Annotated in this window: 27 protein-coding genes and 2 riboswitches; of the genes, 12 read left to right on the top strand and 15 right to left on the bottom strand. The window is 28.7% G+C overall.

Annotation, left to right across the window (positions count from 1 at the left end):
- Positions 1–3: 3 nt before the first annotated feature.
- Positions 4–1,077, top strand: a complete 1,074-nt coding sequence (locus HMPREF0202_RS09340) for an ABC transporter ATP-binding protein (protein WP_023050562.1) — start codon at positions 4–6, stop codon at positions 1,075–1,077.
- A 78-nt stretch (positions 1,078–1,155) separates the two neighbouring features.
- Here the strand turns inward: HMPREF0202_RS09340 and HMPREF0202_RS09335 are convergent, their stop codons facing one another.
- The 9 genes from HMPREF0202_RS09335 to HMPREF0202_RS09295 all read right to left on the bottom strand — a co-directional run bounded on the left by HMPREF0202_RS09335 (position 1,156) and on the right by HMPREF0202_RS09295 (position 10,605).
- Complete coding sequence (locus tag HMPREF0202_RS09335; RefSeq protein ID WP_023050561.1) at positions 1,156–1,605, bottom strand: TSCPD domain-containing protein; 450 nt, start codon at positions 1,603–1,605, stop codon at positions 1,156–1,158.
- A 382-nt stretch (positions 1,606–1,987) separates the two neighbouring features.
- Complete coding sequence (locus HMPREF0202_RS09330) at positions 1,988–3,469, bottom strand: bifunctional metallophosphatase/5'-nucleotidase (RefSeq protein WP_040407095.1); 1,482 nt, start codon at positions 3,467–3,469, stop codon at positions 1,988–1,990.
- Between the two features lie 95 nt (positions 3,470–3,564).
- Positions 3,565–3,858, bottom strand: coding sequence for a nucleotidyltransferase family protein (locus HMPREF0202_RS09325; protein WP_023050559.1), 294 nt, complete (start codon positions 3,856–3,858; stop codon positions 3,565–3,567).
- Positions 3,859–4,260: a nucleotidyltransferase substrate binding protein gene (locus HMPREF0202_RS09320; protein WP_023050558.1), complete on the bottom strand. Its 402-nt coding sequence runs from the start codon at positions 4,258–4,260 to the stop codon at positions 3,859–3,861.
- A 96-nt stretch (positions 4,261–4,356) separates the two neighbouring features.
- Entirely contained in the window at positions 4,357–6,108 is a 1,752-nt protein-coding gene (locus tag HMPREF0202_RS09315) for a bifunctional metallophosphatase/5'-nucleotidase (RefSeq protein WP_023050557.1), read from the bottom strand.
- Between the two features lie 124 nt (positions 6,109–6,232).
- Positions 6,233–7,195, bottom strand: a complete 963-nt coding sequence (locus HMPREF0202_RS09310; protein ID WP_023050556.1) for an ROK family protein — start codon at positions 7,193–7,195, stop codon at positions 6,233–6,235.
- Complete coding sequence (locus HMPREF0202_RS09305; protein ID WP_023050555.1) at positions 7,196–8,107, bottom strand: ABC transporter substrate-binding protein; 912 nt, start codon at positions 8,105–8,107, stop codon at positions 7,196–7,198.
- Between the two features lie 22 nt (positions 8,108–8,129).
- The gene (locus HMPREF0202_RS09300; protein ID WP_211231174.1) at positions 8,130–9,095 is read right to left on the bottom strand and encodes an ABC transporter permease; all 966 of its coding nucleotides are present in this window, start codon (positions 9,093–9,095) and stop codon (positions 8,130–8,132) included.
- A gap of 10 nt (positions 9,096–9,105) precedes the next feature.
- Positions 9,106–10,605 (bottom strand): sugar ABC transporter ATP-binding protein, encoded by a 1,500-nt coding sequence (locus HMPREF0202_RS09295; RefSeq protein ID WP_023050553.1) that lies wholly within the window; start codon positions 10,603–10,605, stop codon positions 9,106–9,108.
- 297 nt (positions 10,606–10,902) lie between these two features.
- Positions 10,903–10,978: riboswitch (cyclic di-GMP riboswitch) on the top strand.
- 68 nt (positions 10,979–11,046) lie between these two features.
- On the opposite strand from HMPREF0202_RS09295, the gene HMPREF0202_RS09290 reads away from it, so the two are divergent.
- The 11 genes from HMPREF0202_RS09290 (at position 11,047) to HMPREF0202_RS09240 (ending at position 20,397) form a co-directional block, all read left to right on the top strand.
- On the top strand, positions 11,047–11,757 hold the full coding sequence (locus HMPREF0202_RS09290) for a hypothetical protein (RefSeq protein WP_040407093.1): 711 nt from the start codon (positions 11,047–11,049) through the stop codon (positions 11,755–11,757).
- 21 nt (positions 11,758–11,778) lie between these two features.
- Complete coding sequence (locus tag HMPREF0202_RS09285) at positions 11,779–12,417, top strand: hypothetical protein (RefSeq protein WP_023050551.1); 639 nt, start codon at positions 11,779–11,781, stop codon at positions 12,415–12,417.
- Positions 12,418–12,471: 54 nt separating this feature from the next.
- Positions 12,472–13,194 carry a hypothetical protein gene (locus tag HMPREF0202_RS09280; RefSeq protein WP_023050550.1) on the top strand — a complete coding sequence of 241 codons (723 nt, stop codon included), beginning with the start codon at positions 12,472–12,474 and terminating at the stop codon, positions 13,192–13,194.
- 22 nt (positions 13,195–13,216) lie between these two features.
- Entirely contained in the window at positions 13,217–15,823 is a 2,607-nt protein-coding gene (locus tag HMPREF0202_RS09275) for a hypothetical protein (RefSeq protein WP_023050549.1), read from the top strand.
- 14 nt (positions 15,824–15,837) lie between these two features.
- Entirely contained in the window at positions 15,838–16,389 is a 552-nt protein-coding gene (locus tag HMPREF0202_RS09270; RefSeq protein WP_023050548.1) for a hypothetical protein, read from the top strand.
- A gap of 2 nt (positions 16,390–16,391) precedes the next feature.
- Positions 16,392–16,838 carry a hypothetical protein gene (locus tag HMPREF0202_RS09265; RefSeq protein ID WP_023050547.1) on the top strand — a complete coding sequence of 149 codons (447 nt, stop codon included), beginning with the start codon at positions 16,392–16,394 and terminating at the stop codon, positions 16,836–16,838.
- A complete protein-coding gene (locus HMPREF0202_RS09260) occupies positions 16,828–17,148 on the top strand; it encodes a LysM peptidoglycan-binding domain-containing protein (RefSeq protein ID WP_023050546.1) in 321 nt (106 codons plus the stop codon). The genes HMPREF0202_RS09265 and HMPREF0202_RS09260 overlap by 11 nt, the downstream gene beginning before the upstream one ends.
- Positions 17,132–18,655 carry a hypothetical protein gene (locus HMPREF0202_RS09255; RefSeq protein ID WP_023050545.1) on the top strand — a complete coding sequence of 508 codons (1,524 nt, stop codon included), beginning with the start codon at positions 17,132–17,134 and terminating at the stop codon, positions 18,653–18,655. Before HMPREF0202_RS09260 ends, HMPREF0202_RS09255 begins: the two co-directional genes overlap by 17 nt.
- A 32-nt stretch (positions 18,656–18,687) precedes the next feature.
- Positions 18,688–19,395 carry an EAL domain-containing protein gene (locus HMPREF0202_RS09250; protein WP_023050544.1) on the top strand — a complete coding sequence of 236 codons (708 nt, stop codon included), beginning with the start codon at positions 18,688–18,690 and terminating at the stop codon, positions 19,393–19,395.
- Positions 19,396–19,400: 5 nt separating this feature from the next.
- Complete coding sequence (locus HMPREF0202_RS09245; protein WP_023050543.1) at positions 19,401–19,844, top strand: hypothetical protein; 444 nt, start codon at positions 19,401–19,403, stop codon at positions 19,842–19,844.
- A gap of 77 nt (positions 19,845–19,921) precedes the next feature.
- Positions 19,922–19,997, top strand: a riboswitch (cyclic di-GMP riboswitch).
- A gap of 82 nt (positions 19,998–20,079) precedes the next feature.
- Positions 20,080–20,397, top strand: a complete 318-nt coding sequence (locus tag HMPREF0202_RS09240; RefSeq protein WP_023050542.1) for a hypothetical protein — start codon at positions 20,080–20,082, stop codon at positions 20,395–20,397.
- Positions 20,398–20,413: 16 nt separating this feature from the next.
- Here HMPREF0202_RS09240 and pgsW read toward each other — a convergent pair whose 3' ends face one another.
- The 6 genes from pgsW to HMPREF0202_RS09215 are packed head-to-tail and all read right to left on the bottom strand — an operon-like array spanning position 20,414 to position 25,511.
- Positions 20,414–21,373, bottom strand: coding sequence for a poly-gamma-glutamate system protein (pgsW, locus tag HMPREF0202_RS09235; protein ID WP_023050541.1), 960 nt, complete (start codon positions 21,371–21,373; stop codon positions 20,414–20,416).
- On the bottom strand, positions 21,370–21,798 hold the full coding sequence (gene pgsC / locus HMPREF0202_RS09230) for a poly-gamma-glutamate biosynthesis protein PgsC (protein ID WP_023050540.1): 429 nt from the start codon (positions 21,796–21,798) through the stop codon (positions 21,370–21,372). The genes pgsW and pgsC overlap by 4 nt, the downstream gene beginning before the upstream one ends.
- Complete coding sequence (gene pgsB / locus HMPREF0202_RS09225; protein WP_023050539.1) at positions 21,791–22,921, bottom strand: poly-gamma-glutamate synthase PgsB; 1,131 nt, start codon at positions 22,919–22,921, stop codon at positions 21,791–21,793. Before pgsB ends, pgsC begins: the two co-directional genes overlap by 8 nt.
- 10 nt (positions 22,922–22,931) lie before the next feature.
- Positions 22,932–24,065, bottom strand: a complete 1,134-nt coding sequence (locus tag HMPREF0202_RS09220; protein WP_023050538.1) for a M14 family metallopeptidase — start codon at positions 24,063–24,065, stop codon at positions 22,932–22,934.
- A 15-nt stretch (positions 24,066–24,080) separates the two neighbouring features.
- A complete protein-coding gene (locus HMPREF0202_RS15345; RefSeq protein WP_023050537.1) occupies positions 24,081–24,224 on the bottom strand; it encodes a hypothetical protein in 144 nt (47 codons plus the stop codon).
- 15 nt (positions 24,225–24,239) lie between these two features.
- On the bottom strand, positions 24,240–25,511 hold the full coding sequence (locus tag HMPREF0202_RS09215; protein WP_023050536.1) for a TRAP transporter large permease subunit: 1,272 nt from the start codon (positions 25,509–25,511) through the stop codon (positions 24,240–24,242).
- Positions 25,512–25,548: the final 37 nt, after the last annotated feature.

Below are 25,548 nucleotides of genomic sequence, written 5' to 3'. Positions count from 1 at the left end.
AATATGGGTGCTAAAAGAGTTAAATTTGAAAATTTAAATAAAATTTTTTTAACAGATGATGATCGACAAGTTAAAGCTGTAGATAATTTTAATTTAGATATTAATCCTGGGGAGTTTGTTTGTTTACTTGGGCCATCTGGTTGCGGTAAAACAACTACTTTAAGAATGCTTGCTGGTTTTGAAATTCCAACAGATGGTCATATCTACATTGGAGATGAAAATGTTGAGCGAATAACTCCTGATAAAAGAGATACTACAATGGTTTTTCAGAACTATGCACTGTTCCCTCACATGAATGTTTTTGATAATATCGCTTATGGATTAAAGTTACAAAAATTATCTAAAATAGAGATTAATGAACGAGTAAATAAAATACTTTCTCTTATGAAAATGGAGGATTTTGCCAACAGAGTTCCATCCCAAATGTCTGGAGGTCAACAACAAAGAGTTTCTTTAGCTAGAGCTTTAGTAATGGAACCTGGAGTTTTACTATTTGATGAACCTCTTTCTAACTTAGATGCTAAACTTCGTATACATATGAGAGACGAGATTAGGAAAATCCAACAAGAAGTTGGCATAACATCAATATATGTAACTCATGATCAATCTGAGGCAATGGGACTTTCAGATAAAATTGTTATAATGAAAGATGGTAAAATTCAACAAGTTGGATCTCCAATAGAGGTTTATCAAAGACCTATCAACGAATTTGTTGCCAACTTCATTGGAAAAGCAAATATTTTTCCAGCTATTGTTTTAGAATCTTCTGAAACTTTTACAATTGTTAAAATTTATGAAAAAGAGTACAAGGTAGAGCACAATGAAAAATTAGAGATAAACTCTACGGTAAAAGTTCTAGCAAGACCTGAAACTATTTTAATTGGTGCTTCTGAAATGAATGGACTAGTTACAAGAAGTATGTTTATGGGAGGACATCATGAGTATGAGATTCTCATTGATTCTAACTTTAAAATTGAAGTTTCTTTAAATAATCCCATGAATAAAAAAATATATAAAGTTGGAGAAAAAATAGAGTTTGGATTGGATATTAATTCTCTTCATATAATTAAAGAGTAGTCATATTTTCCTCTCATAAAAAGTAAAAGGTGCAGTTCAAAACTAAATGAACTTGCACCTTTTTAATTTTTTTAATTCTTATGAGAACTGAGCATCACATAGCCCACAACCTGAGCAAACATGCCCATTGTAAGAGAATGCGATTTTCTGAGCTTTTTGTTTTTTTCTTAACTCTGCCACATGTCCCTCTCCCTCTCCATTAACATGATATTTTAGCATTTCAACTAAATTATCCATACACGAAGATAACCCTTTTATTGGAGCTCCTGAACATGGATTATCATCTAAAAGAGCGATAACTTTATCTACTTCCATTCCAGGTAGCAATTTAGATATTGCATTTAAGTTTCCTGGACATCCTTTCACTGCTGAAAATGATGCTATTTTCCCATCTTTTACCTCTACAGTCATCTCTTTAGAGCAGGCTCCATAAGGTACCTCTGTAAACTTAACATCTTTTTTTACTTCTGCATTAGCAAAAGTACCCATCATTAAAGCTCCAGCTAATAAAAATAAATTTCTTTTCATAATTTTTCCCCCTTGTATTTTTATATTGTTAATATAGCTATATAGCTCATTATTTTCAATATGTCAAATAAAAAATTACTGTTTTTCCTTGATTTGTATTACATTTTATATATACCCTTTCTATATCATTTATATAGCTTTATATATCATTTTTTTGTCTTCTTAACTCTAACTAGGTCAATTTCAAACGAACGCCTTAAATCTCATTTAATAGCGTCATTTTTCTGTACTTTTGTTTTCAAAATAGTAACTCTACATTTTCATACCTATTTTTAAGTCTTTTTTTATATAAACTCCATATTTTAAATACTTTAGTCTAGTTTTTACCTCTTTCCTCTTAATTTTGATTAAAAAAAATTGCAGATTTTACTCTGCAATTCCTTTATTTTACAACTATTCTTCCCTCTAATTTAGGGTTTAACACCTTTATTTTTTTCACATAATCAATAAAGATATCTGAATCAATATTTTTTTCTGAATCTATCTCTACTACTCCCATAGTATTTTTTAACATTTGAAACCCGTCTCCTCCATTTTTTATGTATAAAGGAAGAGCAACTGTATAAATAGTTTCTAATTGAATAGGTTTACCATTTATAGTAACATTGCTTACTCTTGATCCCACTTCATTTTTGGGGTTATAACTATATTCCATTCCTGAAACCTGCAAAAATCTTCCAGCTTTCTTATCCACACTACTAACTCCATGTTCCAATGCTTCTACTATAGTTTTTCCACTATATTTAAAAGCACCAACTTTATTTGAAAATGGAAGAATTGATATTGCATCTCTTAATCTAAAATCTCCAGATTCTATATTTGCTCTAATTCCTCCACCATTCATAAATGCAATCTCTGTATTAAAGTGATTTTTATAAGCATCTGCTATTAGATTTCCTACATTACTTTCCTCATATCTAGCATGATGATTCTCTCCAAATCCTGAATCTAGTTTTACATTGTTTTTTGCAATAACAGTTCCTAAATCTCTATCTAATTTTTCTTTATAAAACTCTTCCAATTTTAACATCTCCTTATCTGAAGGAACAGAATTATCCACTGGCAAAAATTCTAGATTTTGTTTTATTTTTCCATCTTTATTTTTAAATATATCAATTTTTACAATAGATCCCATATTTCCTTGTGGAGAGACAATTGGCTTTTCTCCTACATATGTCACAAAATTATATTTTTCAGATTTTTCTTCTGCTAATACTGCATTTATTTCTGGATATTTTTCTAAAATCTCTATATTAAGCTCTGGTTCTGATTGAGTTAAAAGAACTATGAAATCAACTTTTTCTTTTTTTAGTTTTTCTAAATTTTCTCCAATGCTTTTTATTATATCCTCTTGATAAATTTCAGTTGTTTGAATTGTTGTTTCCATTCCATCAGTAGTTCCTAGAAATCCAACTTTAAAATCTCCTATCTTTTTTACAATATACTCTTTAGAATTATTAAAAGGCTTTCCTGAGCTTTCTTTTAAGTTAGTACTTATCCATTGAAACTTAGATTTATTAACTAAGTTTCTAGCTTCAGTTACTCCAAAATCAAACTCATGTTGTCCAAAATTTGAAATATCTATAGGCATTTTATTAAAAGCTTCAATCATTGGAAATCCATGATAAACAGCTCCAAATAAAACTCCCCCTCCTAAATCTCCACCTTGAAGCACTATAGTATTTTTATTTTCTTTTTTTACAGAATCAACTAAAGTTTTAGCTCTAGCAACTCCTCCTCTCTCTCCATGCTTATCTACAACTGGATAAATCACATGAGAGTCATTAAAATATAGTAGTGTCGCTTTTTCTTGAGCAACAACCAATGACGAAATAAGTAAAAAACTAAGTAATAATTTTTTCAAAATATACCCTCCAATAAAATAATTAAATTTAAATCTGAAGTATTATATCATATATGTCAACTATAAAGCAAAAAGCTGTAGATTTCTCCACAGCTTTAACCATTAATAATTACACCTTCACTATCTATATTCTCTTTAAAATCTTGATTGCTTATAGATATATAATTTACAACATCCACAGTATATATTATGCTACTTTCCTCAAAATAATCTCTTATTTTATACATAATTTTATCTACATCACCTTTTATCGCAATATCTATATCTGAAACTCTACTGTAATCTCCTCTTGCTCTAGATCCAAATATAACAATCTCATCTATCTCAGGAAATAGATAATACAAAACTTTTATCTCATCTAACTCTCTTTCCTTCAAACCAAACTTCATTTAAAAGTTCATCTCCTTTAAAAAGTGAAATAACAAATCTAATTCTTTAAAATATTTTTTTGTTATTCTTAAATATATATCATCTGCCATTGATTGACTATAAATATGTGATGTTAAATTTCTATCATCTATCATCTCTATCCAAATCTCACCATTTTTTATAATTCCAGCTTTATATGCTTCTCTCATAACACTTTTTGGTGTATTCACACAATCTATTCCTTCATTCACTAGATATGTTTTTAGTATTTTCCAAGATAACTCTAACGTGAATTCAAATCTTTGAATTACTCCATCCTTTAGTGTTGATAACTCTATTTTTTTACTATCTTTTATGGCTTCATCTAATCTTGAAACAGCGTTTTCTAAATCTTTAATTTTTTCACTCCATCTCTTTCCCATAAAAACATCACCCTATTCTAACTTTTTTATATATTGTATCATATCTATCTTGCTTAAGCAAAAAAGCTGTAGATTTCTCCACAGCTTTAATATTTTTTATTTATTTTTTATATCCTCAACAGTTATTGATCTTATATTTGTAGCTCTTCCCTCTTTTGGTAGAGTTATTTTTCCTTCATTTATAAGTTCAACTGCAATAGCTTGATTTTTATCTCCTGGTAGTCCTATTATTTCCCAGTTATTATCTGGCAATCCATCAATTACCTTTTTCTCTTGGACATATTTCATAGATAGTTGTTGAATAGTCCCCTCTGTTTTCCCATAAGCAGTTTTAGAATCCCATAAAATAGGTATATTTCTATTTTCAAATATTCCACCTTTTTTAGCTAACATATCAAATCTATATGAATTCATTCCAACTTTAACTTTCATATCATCTGTTATTGGAGTTCCATCCATAAGTTTTAAATCTTTTATTCTATTTCCTTTTTCCTCTCTTAAATCAATCTTATATTGTGCTCCACCAAATTGATCATATAAGCTATATTTAAAAGCTCTTTTATCTAAATCAAAACTTATTGTTAAATCTCCAGGTTTTAAAGTATTAAAATATTCAGCTGACCACTCCATATAATTTTTTAGGTCTTTCCCTGTAAATTCATATACAGTAATCTCTCCACCTGTATAACGATAGTTATAAGCAATATCTTTTTTCTTTACCTCCCCTGCATCCCATTTAGAGTCATCTCTATCTAAAGAAAGTGCAACAACTTGTGCATCACTATAATTTAACATAACATTATGTAAAAAAGTGGCAAGTCCTGTATCCTCTACATAGATGCTTGGAATTCCTTTAACCTTATCCTTTGGTACAAGAGGATTACTTGCTTTTCCTATAACTATGTTAGCTTCCTCTCTTAACTTTTCATGATAAGGAGCATATATTTTATCTACTCTTTCACTATTTTCAACACCTTTTAAAGAAACAGTTTTAGCCTCTTTTGATACAAGTTTTGATTTTTTATTAGTATCAAATTTTAAATCAACTATTGATAAATCTTGTCCATATTTATAAGGTGCTGTTATTACCACACCATTTTCAACTATACTTGAAACCTCTTTATGTGCATGCCCTGATAAGATAACATCTATTTCTGGAATTGCATTTGCTATATCTTTTACTCCACTTCCAGGAACACCATTCTCATTATCATATCCCATATGAGCAACTAAAACTATAGCATCAACTTTTCCTTTTAGTTTTTCAACCTGTGCTTTTATAGCTGGAATTGAATCCATCACTTCTAAATCTTTTACATTTCCTGTATCTGCTTCAAACTTTGTAATAAGAGGAGTTGTTACACCAATAAATCCAACTTTAATTCCATCTTTTTCCATTATTGTAGATCCTTCTAAAAACTCTTTCCCATCTTTTTTATAAAAAAGATTTGAAGCCAAAGATTTGCCTTTAAAATCTTGTGTGTACTTTGATAAAACATCTAATCCAAAGTTAAACTCATGATTTCCCGGAACAAATACATCATACTCCATTACATTCATAACTTTTGCTACTGGATTTGGAAAAACTTTTGAGAACTTTTCAACAGAGTTATCTTGAATTGCATCACCAACATCAACTAAAATAACATTGTTACTCTTTTCTTTTTCTTTTGACACATATGTATCTATTTGGCTAAAACTTCCAGAAACATATGAATCTCCTGAATATTCCCAAGGAATAATTCTTCCATGTACATCTGAGCTAGATATTATTTTTATATCCACCTCTTTAGCCAATAAAAACGATGTTGTTAAAGTTCCTATTAGCACCACATTTTTTAATCTCATTTAATCTCCTCCTGATTTTGTATTATACAGATTAACACTATTGTAATTCTTTTTTTTATTAGTAGCAAGTTTTTGTTAAGAAATTAAAAAAATTGCAGCATAAAATCTGCAATTTTTTATATTTTCAATACTCTCCACTAGCTACTATTATAGCTGCTAAATCTCCAACATTTTCACTTAACTCTGCTGGTACAATTTTACAACCATTTAACGATTGTTTTATACACTCTTTTTCTAAAATTAAATCGACAATAGGTTTAAACAGATTTTCACATCTACTATAGATACTTCCAATTACGATTGCTTCAGGATTTAATATATCTATTAATATTGAAAGACCTTGACCTAATCGCCTTGCACTCTCATCTATTATTTTTTTAGATAATATCTCTCCTTCAAAGGCCAATGTTAATATATCTTTAGCTTCTATAGAACCTCTTTCATACTTTTCTTTTAATGGGCCAGAATATCCTTTACCTAACTCTTCTTTTAAAAATATTTCTCCAAGTTTTACTATTCCGCCACCACTACAATATCCTTCAAAAGACCCAGCTTTACCAAATCCAACTGGTCCTGTAGTATTTAATCTAATGTGCCCAACCTCTCCTGCACAATCTTGTTTTCCACAATACAATTTATTATCTAGTATCAGTCCTGCTCCCATTCCAGTTCCAAAAGTTAAAAAAACTAAATTTTCAAAACCTTTACCTGCTCCTAGTTTCCATTCAGCTAAAGCACAGGCATTTGCGTCATTTTGTAAATATACTTTTGTATTAAAGCTGCTTTTTAAAATCTCTATTATATTAACATTGTCCCATCCTGGAAGATTAGGGGGAGAAAGTATCACTCCCTCCCTACTATTTAGTGGACCTCCACAACTTATACCTATTCCTAAAATATCCTCTTTAGTTATAGCCATCTCTTTCAATTGAATATCTATATTCTCCACTATTCTTTCTATACTTTTTAAAGGTAATTTAGTTTCTGCAGTTAAAAACCTTTTTTTATTAAGTATATTAAAATTTTTATCAGCAACAACTGTTGCTATTTTAGTGCCTCCTATATCTATTCCCACATAGTAATTCATCTATTTTAAATCTCCTACTGTTACAACTTTAACTCCAGTATCCACATGCTTTGGAACCTCTTTACCATTTATATTATCATAAGCTGCCGCTACTCCATCATATCCCATTTTCTCAGGATTTTGAACCATAGAAGCCTGAATAGAACCATTCTTTAATCCAGTTATAGTATCTTTAGAGAAATCAAATCCTACTAACTTAATTTTTCCAATATTTCCACTTTCCTCTAAAGCTCTCGAAATTCCTACTGTTGATCCTTCGTTAGAACCATAAAATGCTACTAAATCTGGATTTGCTGTCATCATATCAGTAGCTTGATTTAATGCTACAGCTTTATCTCCATTTGAATATTGAATTCCTGCTACTTTCATATTTGGATATTTCTCTTTCAATCTATCTTCAAATCCAGAAGATCTAGCTATAGCTGTTCCTGCTCCTGGCTGAGCATTGATAATTCCAACTTTTCCTTTTTCATTAACTAATTTTGCTAAAGTATCAGCTGCTAAAGCTCCTGCTGCATAGTTATCTGTAGATAGGAATGTTACATACCCTTCTGCATCAACTGGAGAATCTATTATAACAACTGGTATTTTCTCATCAATAGCTCTTTCTACAACAGGTCCCAATGCAGATTTATCAGATGGTGCTAAAAGAATTGCATCTACTTTCTGATTTATAGCATCTTCAACCATTCTTGTTTGCTCATTTGGATCAACTTTTCCCGCTGGAGCTCTAAATATAATATCCACATCCCCTAACTCTTTAGCTTTAGTTTCTGCCCCTTTTTTTACTGATAACCAATGCTCATCCATTGAATCCATAGTTATTAAAACAAACTTCTTTTGTGCAAAAGCACCTGTAGCTAACCCTAAAAATAGTGATGATAATAATAGTAACTTTGAAACCTTTCTCATTTACTCCCTCCTCAATTAACTTTTATTTTCTTTTAATTCTATCAGCAAATACTGCTAATATAATAACTATTCCAATTAAAATCTCTTGTAGAAATGCTGAAACACCCATTAAATTTAATCCATTTCTTAAAACTCCAATTACTAGAGCTCCAATTAGTGTTCCTGTTATTATTCCCTCTCCTCCAGCTAAACTTGTTCCTCCAATTACAGCTGAAGCTACTGCAAATAGTTCATATCCCATCCCTGCACTTGGTTGTCCTGAAGCTATTCTAGAGGCTAATATTATTCCAGAACACGCTGCTAAAAATCCTGAAAATACGTAAACTTGAATCAATGTTTTTTTTGTGTTTATTCCTGATAATCTAGCCGCTTCAATATTACTTCCACATGCATATATATGTGTTCCAAGCTTTGTTTTAGAAAGAATAAAACCAAATATACCTGTTAATAAAAACATAATAATTACAGAAAATGGGACATCTAAAACTTTTCCATTTCCAATATATCTAAAAGCTTTTGGTAAGCCACTAACTGGTATTCCATTAGTTATTACAAGAGCCAATCCTCTAACTATACTCATACTTCCTAAAGTTACTACAAATGGTGGTAAATCACCTAAAACTATTAGTAATCCATTTATAAGACCAGATATAATTCCAGTTATCAATCCTAACATAATAGCTATTATCATTGGAACTCCATTAACTAAAGCAAGAGATGTTACTATTCCAGCTATAGCCATATTTGATCCAATTGATAAATCTATTCCAGTTGTTATAAGTACAAAAGTTTGACCAATAGCTATTATAGCTATAATTGATGTTTGTAACGCTACTGTCATCATATTGTTCATTGTAAAAAAATATGGTGATGCCATTGAAAAAAATATCATCATTGCCACTAATCCACTTAATACTGATAAAATCTGAAAGTTTTCCTCTCCAACTTTTCCCCTAACCTCTTTTAGTACTCCAATTTTTGTACTCACTTTACCCTCCTTAATCATTAAATTTTGTAGCGTAGTGCATTATCTCCTCTTGAGTAGTCTCTCTTGTATTTAAATTTGCACGAATTTTTTTGTTACACATAACTACTATTCTATCTGTAACTCCCAAAATCTCAGGAAGTTCTGAAGATACAACTATTACTCCTATTCCATCTTTTTTTAATTGATTTATTATCTTATAGATTTCAATTTTTGCATTTACATCTATCCCTCTAGTCGGCTCATCAAATATAACAATTTTAGGATTATTTAAAAGCCACTTTCCTATTACAATCTTTTGTTGATTTCCTCCACTAAGATTTTTTACTTTTTGATAAACTGTAGGTGTTTTTATAGCTAACGCTTCTACCATTGAGTCACTTTTTTCTAAAAGCTCTTTTTTTCTTATTTTACCTAAAATTTTTGAACTTATTTTATCTAATATTGGAAAACTTATATTTTGAACAACACTCATATTTATGGCAAGACCCTCTTTTTTTCTATCCTCTGCGATATAAGATATACCCTCTTTTATAGCTTCCATTGGAGATGAGATATTAACTTGATTTCCATTTATATAGATTTCTCCTGAACATTTTCCATAAGCACCAAAAATACCTTTACAAAGTTCTGTTCTTCCTGCTCCAACCAATCCAGCAACTCCTAAAACCTCGCCCTCATAAAGTTCCATATTTATATCTTTAAAATAGTTATTTTTAGAATAATTTCTTATCTCTAAAATTTTATCTACTCCTCTTTTCATATCTATTCTTGGAAATTTTTCATCCACACTTCTTCCAACCATAAAAGCTATTATTTCATCTAAAGTTAAATTATTAAATTTATCTGTTACAACCCATTTTCCATCTCTAAATATAGTAACCCTATCTGTTATCTCTTTTAATTCATCTAATTTATGTGATATATAAACAATACCTTTTTTAGCTTTTTTCAACTCTTTTATAACTTCAAAAAGTTGAGCAATCTCTCTTTCACTTAAAGATGAAGTTGGCTCATCCATTATTATAATATCTGCATTCTGTGATAACGCTTTTGCTATTTCTACAATTTGTTGATTTGATATTGAAAGGTTTTTAACTTTTTCCTTTGGATTTATATTAGATTTCAATGTAAACAAAAGCTTTCCAGCTTCCTCTTCCATTTTTTTTCTATCTAGACGAACTCCATTTACAAACTCTCTACTTAAAAATATATTCTCTGCTACTGAAAGATGAGGACAAAGATTTAGCTCTTGATAAATTATCCCAATACCTAGCTCTGCTGCGTGTATCGGTGATTTTATCTCCTCTTTTTTTCCTTTTATATAGATTTCTCCGCCATCTTTTTGATGAACACCTGAAAAAATTTTCATCATAGTCGATTTTCCTGCTCCATTTTCACCTAAAAGAGCATGAACCTCTCCAGTTTTTAATGAAAAATTTACTCCATCTAAAGCTACAACTCCTGGAAAAATTTTTCTAATATCTTTAGCTTCTAATAGATAACTTTCCATTCACTCCTCCCTATTTTTTATTTTCAGTATCTTTATATACTTTATTAAGACTATTTTGTCAATTTTTTATATATGGAACTATTTATTATTTTAAACAAATTCACAGTTTATAGACAGGATAAAATTTTAAATGAAGTGGAATTACAATTAATTGATTTTATTCATAATAATTTTTGCGGAAAATAAACTTAAAATTATTATGTTTATTTTTTTATACTAGAAAATTTTTTATAAAAACTTAAAAAATTTTCTAATAGAATTTATTTATAAAATCATCTATAATAAAATTCCACAATAAATAAAATATGGCAAACTCAAAGAAATTTGAGGACGCAAAGCTATAGGGCCTGTAAAATGGTAGCCAGTTGCACAACTTGTATTAATATACAATAAGTGCAACTTTTTTTTTTACAAATTTTTTAACTTTATAATGGGGGGAGCATGAAAAAATTAATTACACTTTTTTTTATAATTTTAAACATCATTTCTTACAGTTTTCATATAATGCCTGATGGATTTGAAAAAAGAATAGATAACGGTGAGGGTTATCAAGAATTTTATTTTCCTAATAATGGATTAGAAACTCTAAGATATAAATTTGCTGTGTCTCCTGGGAGTAGTATAAGAGGAGATATGAGTCAATGGGTAGAGTTTTATCCAAAAATTTTAACAGTTAAACCAGGAGAAACTGGGCTTTTAAAAGTTTTTGCTAAAGCACCTAAAGAGGTTAAAGATGGAGAGTATGGATTTCATCTAGATAGTTCATTAATATCAATTCCTAATATAAAAAAAGATGGCACAGGAATAAAATCTAATGTGGGAATTAGAATAAATGCCTCTTTAGAGATGATTGGATATGTTGGAAACTTAGAACCTTTAATAAAAGTAGATAGTTATAAAATCTATGAAGAGAATGGAAAGACAAAATTAGATATTGCTCTTAAAAATCCATCTAGTCAAAGAGGTGTAGAGTTTGGGGTGCAGGTTAAGGGTAAAAATAAAACTACAGTTAGAAATACCTTAGGACGTATATATGCAGGGGAAAATAAAAAAATAACTTTAGAGTTAAATGGAATGAAAAAGAATCATCCATATGAAATAGAGATATATGAAGATATAAACTATAGGACAATTAACAAAATAAAAATATAGATAACATAGGGAGGAATAAAAATGAAAAAGGTTTTATTAGGATTATTAGCATTATCAGCAACAATTATGGCATCAACAGGAGAAGCTGGGAGTACTGGAGAGAATCAAATTGATATTACAACAAAGGCATTTATAGTTGATTCGGGACTTATTATAACAGAAAAAGATACGGAAAATGCTGCTGCAATTAGATCAATTGAATTAGATCATGGAACAATCTTAAAAACAAATCCTGCTGCTTCATCTGTAGATAGAGATATTTATATTAAAAAAAGTAATGGGGGCGCATTTCCAACTAGTAGTATTTTAGAGATATCTCTTGCAGGAAATAGTAATTTAGTAAATAGCAGTTCTAAAATTCCTCATACATTAACAGCTACTATAGGTACTGGTGCTGGTGTACCTACTGGTGCTACAAGTTCTAGCAATGTCTTAAAAATAGGAGGTACTGAAACATCAGTTACAAAAACTAACCAATTTGCTACATTACAAGGAGCAACTGCTGTAAAAGTTAGCTTAAATTCAGAGATTGCTGCAGGAGTAATTAGTAATCCTACTCTTACTCTACTAGAGGGAGCTTACTCTAATACATCAACACTAAGTGTTAAATTTAGTAAGGTACCTGAAGTTGATGGAACACCAGCAGGTAGAACAAGATAACTAAAAATTTAAAAGCCTCTAAGAACTTTAGAGGCTTTTTTAAGGAGAGAAACTATGAAAAAAAATATTTTCATTATACTTATGATTTTATTCTCTAAAGTATACTCATATGTTAATATCCATCCTGTGAACTTTGATAAAAATATAGGAGGGGCTGGAGAGATTGAAGAATACTATTTATATAATGGAACTAGTTCTTCAATTAAATATCTTTTTTCTGTAGAGCGTAGTAAAAATGAAAAAGATATGACCAGCTGGGTTGAATACTACCCTAAAACTCTCAATTTAAAGCCTGGACAAGAAGGTATTTTAAAAGTTTTTATAAAAGCTCCTAGAGGAACTGAAGTCGGGGAATATACTACAGTCTTAGGTGTTAAAGAGATGCCTGTTATAAGTGAAAAAGAGATAAAAAGCAAAAGTTCTACTCTTAAAGTTTTAACAAATCTTAAAATGGAGATTGTAGGATATGTGGGGGAATTAAAAAGTAGTTTAACTTTAAAAAATTTAGCAGTTAAAAAAGAAAACAAAAAACTAGAGTTTTCTGGAAAAATAAAAAACATGGGAAATAGACGTGGAACATTCTCATTTTATTTAAGTGATTCAAGAAATAAAAATAGTTTTTTATTGGGGAACAAAAGAGTTTTAATAAATGAAGAAATAGATTTAAAAGAGTTTAATCAAGAGATTAAAGATGATGCTATTTTTAAAAAAATTAAAAATTACAATACTTTATTGATAAAAGAAAATGAATCTGTAATTATGAAAATCAAAATTTAAAATCTATTTAGGGGGATAGAGAATGCAAAAAACATATAGTCGGTTTCTAATGAGTCTTCTCGGAGCTGGGTTGATTCTATTTACAACTACATATTCAATGGACTACTCCTTAGAAGATTTAGAGATTTTTAAAGCTCAAAACCTTATAACAGAAGAGGAGTATCAGATTTTAAAAGCTGAGTTAGAAGGTACCTCTTTTATAAACGATGAGATGGTTTATTCTGTTATAGTAAATGGACGAGTTAGAGGAACTCATTTAAAACTTTTAAAAAAAGATAGTTATGATTATATCCCACTAATAGAATTTTTAAATATCATTAGATTTAAAAATTATGACTTTGAAAAAAATAGAATTTCCATGAAAGTTGGAAAAGAACTACATAAAATAGATATAGATTGGGAACAAAAGGTGGCAACTTTAAGTGATCCCAATAGAAAAATACAGTTTAATGAATCTGCAATACTTAGAGAGGGTAATGAGATTTATGTTGAGATAGAATTATTTAAAGAGATTTTCACAAACTCTTTAGAAATCGATACAAAAAAATTGCTTCTTAAAACTCAATTAACATTTAGTACTCCCTTTGAAATTGACACCTCTTTAGAAAATCGATTGGATAACGAGTTCACAAGAGAAAATAAAAATGAGATTATTTATACTAATAAAAATAGATTATTTGACATTGGATATATGAGATTCAATGTTCAAGGAGAGTTATCAAAGAGTAAAGGTGAAAATTTTGAAACAGGATGGACTGGGGACTTAGAATATCAAGGTAATCTACTTTATGGTGAACTTACTACGTCTTATGATGTAAAAGAAAAAATGTTAGGTGATACTTACCTTTACTATCCTGAAATTTATAAAAATCATTCACTTGAATTTGGAAGTTATGGAACAGTGGAAAGAGAGTTAGGTCTTAGCTTAAAAAAAGAAAAAGGATATTTTTATGTGGGAAAAGACATTGTTATTAGAGAAAATGTTCCTATTGGTAGTAGAGTAGAGCTACTATATTTAGGTTTTCCCATTGCTGTTCAATATGCTGAAAATGGTATTGTAGAGTTTCAAAATTCAGAGATAAAAAATGATAGAGAATATACTTTAAGAGTTTATGAACCAAATGGAAAAATATACACAATAGATATCAATACAGCTGTTGATTTTAGACAACAAAACAAAGGTGAGATTGAGTATGATTTCAAAATAAGAGAGGACCATGATTCTAGAAAGTACGCTAGCGAAGGAAATATATACTATGGTCTAACTGAAAATCTTACTTTAGGAACTGGATATATTAGAAGTATTGATACTTCTAATGAAAAGATTGACTATTTAGACCTCTTTAATGCTGAAGCTGTTTATTCTAACTATGTTTTTAGAATGCCCTATACTTTAGTTCTAGGAGGAGAAAAAGGAAAAGACCAAAGAACAAAAGAGTACTTAGAGGCTCAAATACAAATAAACAACGTTAAGCTGAGAACAGAATATCAAAATTTTGGATTATACTATGATCTTGAAACAGTAAGATCTTATACAATAGAATATAATCCAGGAAATGGTTATTCAATTGATAGTAACTACTATATAAATGACTATTATAATGAAGGTACTGAAAAAAACTATGATATTGGGGTTTCAATTTATAAAAACTTAATGAGAGACCTCCTTGTTACAGGGGAATATAGTACTGGAAACAGTGATGGAGATGAATATTCAATCAATCTTTATTACACTGGGCTACATTATGTTAATACTAGATTAAATAATAGATGGAGTGACAATGGAAAAGATTTCGAAAGTGTTTTAACTCTTATGAATAAAAATCTCTGGGATGCTCTGGATTTTTCTATAGAGTTTAGCTATTCAAATAGGGATGAATCAAGATTTACCTTTAGATTCGATCTAAACTATGACAACTGGTTAAGTGCTGGAATGTTTGCTGGAAAAAATGGTGAACAAAACTATAAACTTGGAGTAGATAAAGTTGTTGATTTAAAAGATATAACTAGAAATGTTGAAAGTATGAATTCAAGTAGAGTTAAAGTTATAGCTTTTGTAGATGAAAATAGTAATAATATATATGATTCTGGAGAAAAATTAGTTGATAATGTAGAGATTAAAATTGGTTCTCAAACAGAAGTTACAGGTGATGAAGGAGAAGCATATTTCTTTGGGGTTCCAAATGGAATTTTATATGATTTAAATCCTAAAATTAGAAAACCATCATACTCTTTGGGAAGTAATAAAGTAGCAGTTCGTGGAACAAATACAGGAACTATTGAAGCTTTTATTCCTTTAAAAGCTATGGTAACTTTATCTGGAGTATTTATCGTTGATGAAAAATTAAATCTGAGTGATGATGATATAAAAGACATTTATGATAATACAATTATCAAAATAAAAGATAAAGAGGGAAAAATTTTAGAAAATACAATTCCAGATGAAAGCGGAATTTTCTATGTGAGTGGATTATTAACTGAAAGTTATAGTGTAGAAATAACTTATCTTGGAGATAAATTAAATATTCCACCTTTAATAGAAACAATAGATTTAAAATATATCGAGGCAAAAGACAATGAAATTGTTCTAAAATTTAGAGAAAAAGGAATAGCACTTTTAAAAAATTAAAATAGGGGTAAAATATGAAGGTTTTATTTATACTTTTTTATATATTAACACAACTGGTAGTTTTTTCATCTGAGGGAATAATGACACTTCCTTCAGATGAAACAATGGGACCTCCAGTTGCTAACTCAAATCTATCAATGCCTATGATTCCACTAATTCCTGCTTCACCAGTGGAAAAAGTTGATGAAAATGAAGATGTTTGGGTTTTAGAAAAAATCTCTACTGTTATGATGGAGAGTAAAGTTAAAGTTATAGTACCTTTAGAAATTATATCAGATGTTGAAATCAAAGCTATGGTTATTGATAATCAAAAACTTGATATTCCATTTGAAATTGAGATGAATAAAGAGCCTGAGAAAAAAGATTACTATATGCTAAAGTATTCTCAAAAAGAGTTAGATTTAGATAATGATGGAAATATTGATACTAGAATATACTCACCTAAATATATAAATAAAAAAGTTGTCGATGATAATATTTTAAGTATTGATGGTTCAAACATTACAAAAGAGGGACTACATAGAAAAAGAGTTTATATAACAGTTGAAGTTAGGGATGGGAAATAGATATGAAAAAATTAATTTTATTAGTATTTCTATTTAGTATTCAAAAGTTAACTTTTAGTGAAATAAAGGTTAGAATAGCTGAGCCTATGAGATTTAAAAGCATCAATACTACTCATTTAGACAAAGATAAAATTCTAGGAAAGGGAATCATTGAAGTTTTTACAGATAATAAAGAGGAAGATTTTGGGAAAAAAATAATGTTTGAATTTCCAGAGTATAATCTTATGACTAATCGTAGAAAATGGCTAAAGGTAGAAAAGCTAGGAATGGAATCATCTAAAAAAGAGATAATCATAACTAAAGAGAGAGAGCAATTTGCTTTTTACGCTGTTTTAGATAGAAAAGATATTAATAAAGGGGAAGTTATTGATATTGAAGGAGAATATGTAGGATATATTCCTATTATTGTATCTCAATATAAGAAAAGGGGGAACATAAATGATATATAAAATTTTTATGGGAATTTTTATTTTAAATTCCTTTGTTTTAGGAAATTCTCATTTGAATTATGATATAAAAATAAAAGAAAAAAACACATTAGTTATTGGAATAGGCAAGGGGGATCCTTCGAACAGTAAAAATTACTATGTCATTAAAGGAAAAGAGCATTTGGAAGAGGTTGCCAATTCGTATAGAATACCTTTAGAAGAGCTACTTCGAATAAATAATCTAAAAAATAGTAGGGATATTTATCCAGGACAGATATTATACTTTGAGGAAAATAAAAAACAAAACGGGGAGAGTGAGGGGGATAAATAAATTTTTAATTAATTTCAGTTTCTTTATCTGTATTTTCTTAACTAGCTTTTCAAAAAATGAAGTTACAACAATTGAAGCTCTTCCACAAAGAGAGAAAGCTAATTTAGATATTGAAGTTCTAAAAATAAAAACAGAAAAAATAACTGGGGTAATATATGAGAACGAAAATAAAATAATTTTTGATTTTAAAGATTTAAAAAAAGCTGCAGAAAAAAAGAAGATTGTAACTGATAGCAATAACTATGAGATTTTTATTTTAGAAAATTTAGACAATGCTGCAACTTATATGAAAAAAAATGAGAAGTTTAAAATGAATAGAGTTTTCGAACAAGGAGTTAAATTAAGAAATGGTGAAAAAATCAAACTAAAAAATATAAGTTATAGTCTAATTGAACAAAACAGAGAAAAGGTTTTAGAGGTATCCTATGATTTAAAGCCTGAAACATTCTATTTAGGAGTAATTAATAACAAAACAGGACTAGTTGAAAAGATTTACAGAGCTGAGTTTATTGAGAATAAGGAATCTACGTATAATGACTTTAATACATACTTTAGATACACTAGTAAATTAAAAGATTATACAATAGATGAAAATATAATTACATACGAAAACGGATATTACACTATTTCTCTGGGAACTATTTCTTTAGAAACGATAGGTAGTACTAATGGTAGTGCAAAACTACTTTCTGCTATAGGAATAGGAAGTATTTCAGAGTGGGGATACACCGTAACAAATAGTTCAAGCGACAATACTAATGTTAATGGTCCCGAGGAAATCAATAACATTTATCTAAATATTAATGAAGAAAACTTCAAAATTTATCCTTATTTGAAAGAGATTAACACTCCCTTCTTTAGAAAAAAATTAACTGGTAACTTAGGAATTGATGATACTGAAAGATTTGTGACTTTAGCAGCAGCAACAATTAGTGGCGAGTTGAAAATAGCTATTCCACAACAAGTAATAAAAAAAATTATAGAATATGCTTATCTTCCTATTAATAATGGAAATGATACTATTGATATACCATATACTGGAAATAATCTTAATATATCTTTAATTCCTAGTTCTACAGGTCCTGGACATTCAGAGAAAAACATAAATATTCCAAATGATAAATTTGGGAATACATTATCTATTGAGTATCCACCAATAAAGTTTAGAAAGATAAATACTCCAACTTTTGAAATTGTGTCTAAAGAAGTTTTAGATTTTGGAACAGTTTTAAAAGGTGATGACTCAAAAGCTGCTACTTCTAAAATAGTTATAAAAAATTTATCTAGTAAAGAATTGACTCTAGTTCCAGCTATGGATAAAGTAGAGCTTGAAAATGAAAATAAAAGTTCTAAAATTATAGCTAGCAATTTTTCAGTAACTCCTGAGCAAAAAGAAACATCTACTGGAAATAGCTATTTCATATTAAATAGTACACTTACAAACACTAGTGAAGCTATCGAAGGTGAACATACAGGACAATTTTATTTAAATATAGAACTAAAATAATTATAGAAAATACATCAATACTGGGGGACAATATGAATAAACAATTGGAAAATCTTTTAAAACTTAATTTAGAAGATATTTTAAAAGTTGCTTTTCAACCGATATATTCTTTAGACGGGGAAATAAAGAGTTATGAGGTTTTATCGAGATTTTATAATAAAGATAATGATGTTATTTCTACAATAAAAGTGATAAAATTTTTAGAAAAACAAGACACTATACACGAACTAGATTTTTTAATTTTAAAAAAAATTGAAAAATATTTAAAAGATGGAAAAAAAATAGCAATAAATATTTCACCAATAACAATTTTAATGGACGAATTTCTTGAAAAAGTAAATCTATTAAAATGTAACTTATCTAATCTAGAAATTGAATTAACTGAAAGAGGAGATTTTAACTATAAAAAATTAATTACTAGAATCAATCAGCTAAATAAATTAGGAATAAAGGTTGTCATGGATGATTTTCCTATGAAAAACTCTAGTCTGGAAACTCTTTTAAAAACTCAAATTAATAAAGTTAAAATTGATCGAAGTTTATTAAAAGATATTAATTGTCCTTTAGGAAAAGAGGTTTATAAAGGAATTGTATCTCTATTAAAAACAATGAAACACGAGATTACAATTGAAGGAATTGAAACTAAAGAACAATTTGATTTTATTAAAGAGATTGGTGTTAATTTTGTACAAGGTTACTATATGGGAAAACCAATTCTAGAAAACGAGTTAGCTCTATAAAACTTATGGCTAAAAGGAGAGTGTTCCACATAAAATTATTATTTATATATTTAATTTTTTCTACTATCATATTATCAAGTGAATTTAATTTATCTATAACTCCTACAAAGATAGAGTTAGATTTAAATAATAATTCTGTTAAAGATATTTATCTTATAAATAACGGAGATAAAACAGTTAAACTTCTAACATATTTTGAGACTCCAGAGGAGTTTCAAAATAATAGTTTAGAATCTATGCTTCAATGTTTTCCAAAATTTATAATATTAAAATCAAAAGAGGAAAAATTAATAAAATTGGTATATAACAAAATAGATATCTTAAATAAAGGTGAAAATTATAAAAGTTATATAATTTTTAAGGAACTTCCTAATGATTCTAAATCTCTTTTAGATGAAGAAACAATAATATTAAATGAAATAGGTATAGGAATCATTGGAAAATATTAATTTAGCTGTATTTCTTCTGCTATTGACAAATGAAATAACAATATAGTACAATTTTATTGTAGGTTAATTTGGAAGAATTAAAATAAAGGCAAAGCATGGGAAACTGTGTGACGCAAAGCTATAGGGCCTTTAAAATGGCAGCCAGTTGCAGTATATAAAGAAGTGAATACTACTTTATTTTAATTTAATTTTAATTTAATTTTAGTTTTATTATTAAATTTTAAGGAGGATTAAAATGAAGAAATTCTATTTCTTTAGTTTTTTTGTGCTAAATTTTATTTTTACTCTTGGTTCAAACAATAATGCAAATATTGATATTTCTACAAGATTAAATTTAATAAACCCTAGTAAAATAGAAATTAAGAAAATGTCAAATGAAGATGTTCTTAATTTTAAATTAGATAACTCTAAAGAGGAACAAGTTAAAGTTTATATTAAAGAACTTAATAATATTAAGTCATACAATGAAAAAGATATAAGTGGAAAATTAGTTTTAAATTCAAAACAAAATAATTTAAAAGGTAAAGTTACTGTAAGAGTAATGTATAACTAGTAATAAAAAAATCCATTCAATAACGAATGGATTTTTTATTTTTATAAAATATCTTCAAAATATACCCTATAAAGGCAAATATAATCCCAAAATAAAATATAAGATTTTGAGACTTTTCATATAGTTGCTTTGTATTTTTAACATTAGAAATTCCATTAGCAAGAGCTATCTGTTTAATATTTAACATAGTTAAAGTTGGAATTCCTAAACTTTCATAATACTTTTCTAACTTAGTAGAAACTAAATTCCCACCAATATTTATAAAATACTTTGGATTTGGATATTTTTCATAGTAAGCTATTCTTTTCCCTATGTTGTCATTTAAATCTTTAAAATCTAATTTTGGAATATCTATCTCATTTAATCTCTCTACTAAGTGCCCTTTCACATCTTCATCGAAATTTAATCCTTCGTCTGCATCTCCACCTAACGTATAAAGCTCTACACTATTTTTTATCATATTTTTAGATTTTAAAAAATTTATCATTTCTAAAAATGTAAACTCTTCGTTATTAGCACCATACATTGATGAACCTATGGAGTTTATTATAACTCCCCTTAAATTGAGAGTATCTAAGGCTGATATTAAAGACAGATTAAGACCTGGAAATGAACTCGACATATTTACATATACAACATCATCTTTTTTCAATCCTTTATTTTTCAATTTTTTCACAAAATAAGCTGCAAACTCTGGGTTTGTAGATATTCTCTTACTATCTAAATCTCCTAATGTTGTTGTTATTCCTGTGAACTCTTCTCCTATCAAACCACTTTCTAAAATATCTAATTTCTTATCAATATTAATTGCTCTGTTTATCTTTTCACTGTATATCTCTTTAGAAAGTTTTACCATTAAATTTTTAGCTTCTAACATCTCATCAAAACCTTCATGCTTATCTCCAAACTCCATATCCCCTAAGATTAAACATATTCCAACTAAAATTGCTAATAAATATAATGAATATTTTTTCATATAAAACTCCCACTTATTATAATAATACTTTTTATAACTCCTGTTAATATAAGAAGTGCTGGCAAAGTCTTTTTTACTCCATTTCTATCTAAATCTTGAGCTAAAATTGCAGGTATAAGAAGTCCTATTACCTCTCCTCCAATTAAAATCTCAAAATCTAACTCTCCTATAAATCTTTTAAGTAAAAAAGTTATTATAATATATATTGCAAATCTACGTCTTCCATATATTATGAGATATTTTTCTAAAAACCTCACAACTATTAATACAAAAAATGCAACTAATATTGTTACAACTATTCTTTTGTAGTCATTTGAAAAAAGTGCAAAATAACCAGGAACTATAAGTCCACCAGGAGATAGTTCACTTACTTCATAAAATAAAATACTTAATAATACCCCAATTATAACTATAGTTTCATTCATCTATACCCCTACTTTCAATCTCTTTTAACAACTCTTTTCCTTTCCCACATATATTCCCCACTGCAAAAATAACTGAATCTTCAGCTAAAATATCGAATTGCTCTATGTTTTTCAAAACTTCAACTTTATTCATATTTTTATTAAGTTTCTTATAAAAAATATTTATGCTCTCACCTGAGATAAATATTTTTTCAAATTTTTTCTCATGCTTTTCAACAAAATTTACAAATTGCTCTAATCGACTTAATCTATCTCTTCTATTATTAACCATAAGGTATTTTTTTCTAGTCCATAACTCTTCACTCTCAAAATTTTTTATAATCTTCTCACTAGAATCAGGATCATTGGCTGCTAAAAGATTTATAAAACTTATTTTTTTACCTTGAGAGTTTAGAAATTTTATCTCTTTTAAAACTCCAGAGTCTTTTTTATATTTTTTCATTCTTTTTAATGCTACTTCTCTATCTACACCTAAACATTCACAGACTTTCAAAGCTACTGCTACATTTTCTATAAAGTCTATCTCTTTATACTCATCTTTTAATTCATCCATGAATAAAACTTTAGTTACTTTTAATTCAGCTTTCTCTTTAATTATACCTAAATTTTTCTCTTCTCCAGTTACTAAAATTCCATTTTTAGGCATCATATTACAAAGTGAGTTCGTAATTTTTTCTAAGCTCTCACCCATCTCATCTAAATGATCATATCTTACATTAGTTATCACACCTATATCTGCTTTTACAATTTTTTCCTCTGATATCTTTTGCAACTCTGGCTTCACAGCCATACACTCTAAAACTAATATATCTGCTTGGCACTTTGCAGCTTTTTTTATAGTTTTTATCTGCTCTCTTATATTTGCTTTTCCAATTCTTTTTATATTTTTTTCTTGATTATCAATATCTATATATTTTGGTTCTGTTCCAGTGACCTTAGTAAATACTCTTTTCTCTCCATCTCTTAATCCTGCATCAATAAGTCTAGAAACTGTTGATTTACCTCTTATTCCATTTACATGAATAACTATCTTTATTTTTTTTCTAGCTTTTTCTAAAGATATCTTCTCATAAATTAATTTTATAAAAAATATTCCTATGAAAGTAAAAACAACAGTTTCCATAACTCACCTCTTAATTTTTTGTCACTTTATTCAAGTAATTTCCTATTCCATTCTCTCTTATCTCTAAAATTGTGGGAACATTTTCTATTATAATCTCTTTTTCAGGTTCATTTTCTCCCATCACTTTTATAAGTTCTACAACACTTCCAACATGTCTTGATACTCTTTCGTCAAGAGGATGCCCTTTCTCATCAAATGGTACAAATAAACGACCTAATTTTTGAGCTTTTACATATGTTGGATCAACACCAGTTACAACTAAAGCTTCATTAGTTTTTCCTCTCAATCTACCTTGAGCTGGGTTAGCTGTTTCCATTAAAATTGCATATGTATCTGTAAAATCTCCTAACTCTCTATGAGTTAATCCTCTTAAACTAACAGGAGATGGCTCCAATCCTATTGCCACATCTTCAAACTCTAGATTCATTACTGTATTTGATGCAATTCCCATCGCTCTATCATGAGCAACTATTGCATTTATAACTGGATACTCTGGTGAGGCTTCATGTAAATCTATTGTCATGTCTATCTTTTCATTTTTTATCAGTTGAACTATTGCATAAGCAGCTTTTTCTGTAGACGTTCCATCAGGCCTTCCAGGATAAGCTCTATTTATATTTCTAGTTTCATTTCCTGATAACTGTTGTCCAGAACTTGCGTGTATATACACATCTGGGTCTGGCCATTGATCTAGTGGATTAGTTGCACGTGAACCATATCTAAACCATCTATCTCCATCTTTAGTTTTAATTGTAAACCTTTGAGGCGATCCCTCTTGAGGGTCATTATGTGTATATCCACTATTATTAGTTCTTGGAATTACATAAACAGTTCCCTTATCAACTTTAGCATTTTCTATAAATAATACTGCACTTAAAAGTCCTGACGGTTCATTTCCATGTGTTCCACCTAAAATAAGTGTAGATCCCCCCTTCTCTTTACCTTTTAAAACATAGATTTCAGTATCCATATTAGTTCCTTTTATATCTGGAAAATACTCACTTAACATCTTTACTTGTGTAACTCCCTCTCCTTTTACAATAGGCTCAGGCTCTCTCATTTTTTTAAACTCTTTCCCTGCTATAAAAGCTATCAATAAAGAACAAGCTAAAAGTATAGCTCCTGTAGTTTTATTTCCTTTCATACAACAATCTCCTCTTTATTTTATCATTAATAATCTCAATATTAAAGGAATTATAACTAACGCCGCATTTAACTGATTAAAAAATCTTTTCTCTTCAAAAAGATTTAATACAACCATAATTAATATATATAGCGTTATTCCTAAATAAATAAACATCATTTTTATCACTCTCCTCTAATATATTATCGAAGCTATCTCTTTAGAGAAAACTATAAACAGGATAGAGTAAACTATAATTACCAAAGCTGGAACGATTGATTTTTTTAAAACTAATGAATAGTCTTTTAATCCAACTACCTGAGCAGCAAATATTCCCGCTAGAGCTGTTGGTGGCATTAAATCTCCTAATCCAGCTATAAAAGAGATTGATGATGCTGTTATTATCTGGTTTTGTGCTAAAAATACCATTAAGAATGGTACTCCTAAAACTGATGCAGCTCCAAAAGATGATACAGCTCCAAATAATGGAATTGTTATTGCCATAGCCACATAGATCATTGCTGGTGGTAAACTTAAACTATTTACAACTATAAATCCTCTAACTCCAGTAAGAGTCATCACTTGAATAAACATTCCAACTCCCATCAGAATTCCTAAAACTGGCAATGTTTCTTTTATCGCTTCTTTTGAAACAGCTATAAAGTTAACTTTTTTACCACAAAATAAACCAACTAAAGCACTTATTAAAAATATTAAAGGCATTCCTAAATTAAATATAGTTGGCATAACTTTTCCTAAAACCATTAAAACAACACCTAAGATTATTGGTAAATAAAGTTTCCAACCATATTTTTCAATATCTTCTAGATTTATTTTAGATTTTATCTCATCATAATTTATTTTTTTTACATATTTTAATCCCAAGTAAAGCACCGTAAAAATAGCTACTGGAATTGTTAGTAAAAGAAGAGGAATTGTAAATCCAACATAAGGCATATCTATTCCTCCACCAATTATCATTGCTGGTACATTTACAGGAGGTGCAATCATTCCTAGTATTCCACCTATTGCAATAATTGTTGCAGTTTCAACAATTGGTATTCCCACTAACATAAGTATTGGAGCTACTATGCTTCCTGCTGTTAATACTGCTGCCGTTGAAGATCCTGTTATCATTCCTGGAAACATACTAACAATCATTAAAAAAATTAGTAGAACCCATGGTGTTGAATGAAACTTTTTTAATATCGATGCACTTAAAGCATTCAATGTTCCAATCTCTTGAATAGTTTTCATAAAAATCATAGCTGTTGCTATTACAAGAATAGTATCAATATATCCAAACATCCCTTCAACTAAGTGTCTCACATGGATTCCATTACCACTCATTAAAGTTCCTGTTACAGCTGACAAAACCATAGCTATACTCACAGGTAACTTCAGTTTAAAACATGAAAATGTAAAAACTATTATCATTCCTAAAAATATTATCAATTCTTGCGACACTTTTTCCTCCTTTGAATAAGAGCTGCTAAAAATTTTT

This window comes from Cetobacterium somerae ATCC BAA-474 (assembly GCF_000479045.1).
GTDB classification, from domain to species: domain Bacteria; phylum Fusobacteriota; class Fusobacteriia; order Fusobacteriales; family Fusobacteriaceae; genus Cetobacterium_A; species Cetobacterium_A somerae.
This window is presented reverse-complemented; position numbering and strand designations above follow the sequence as displayed.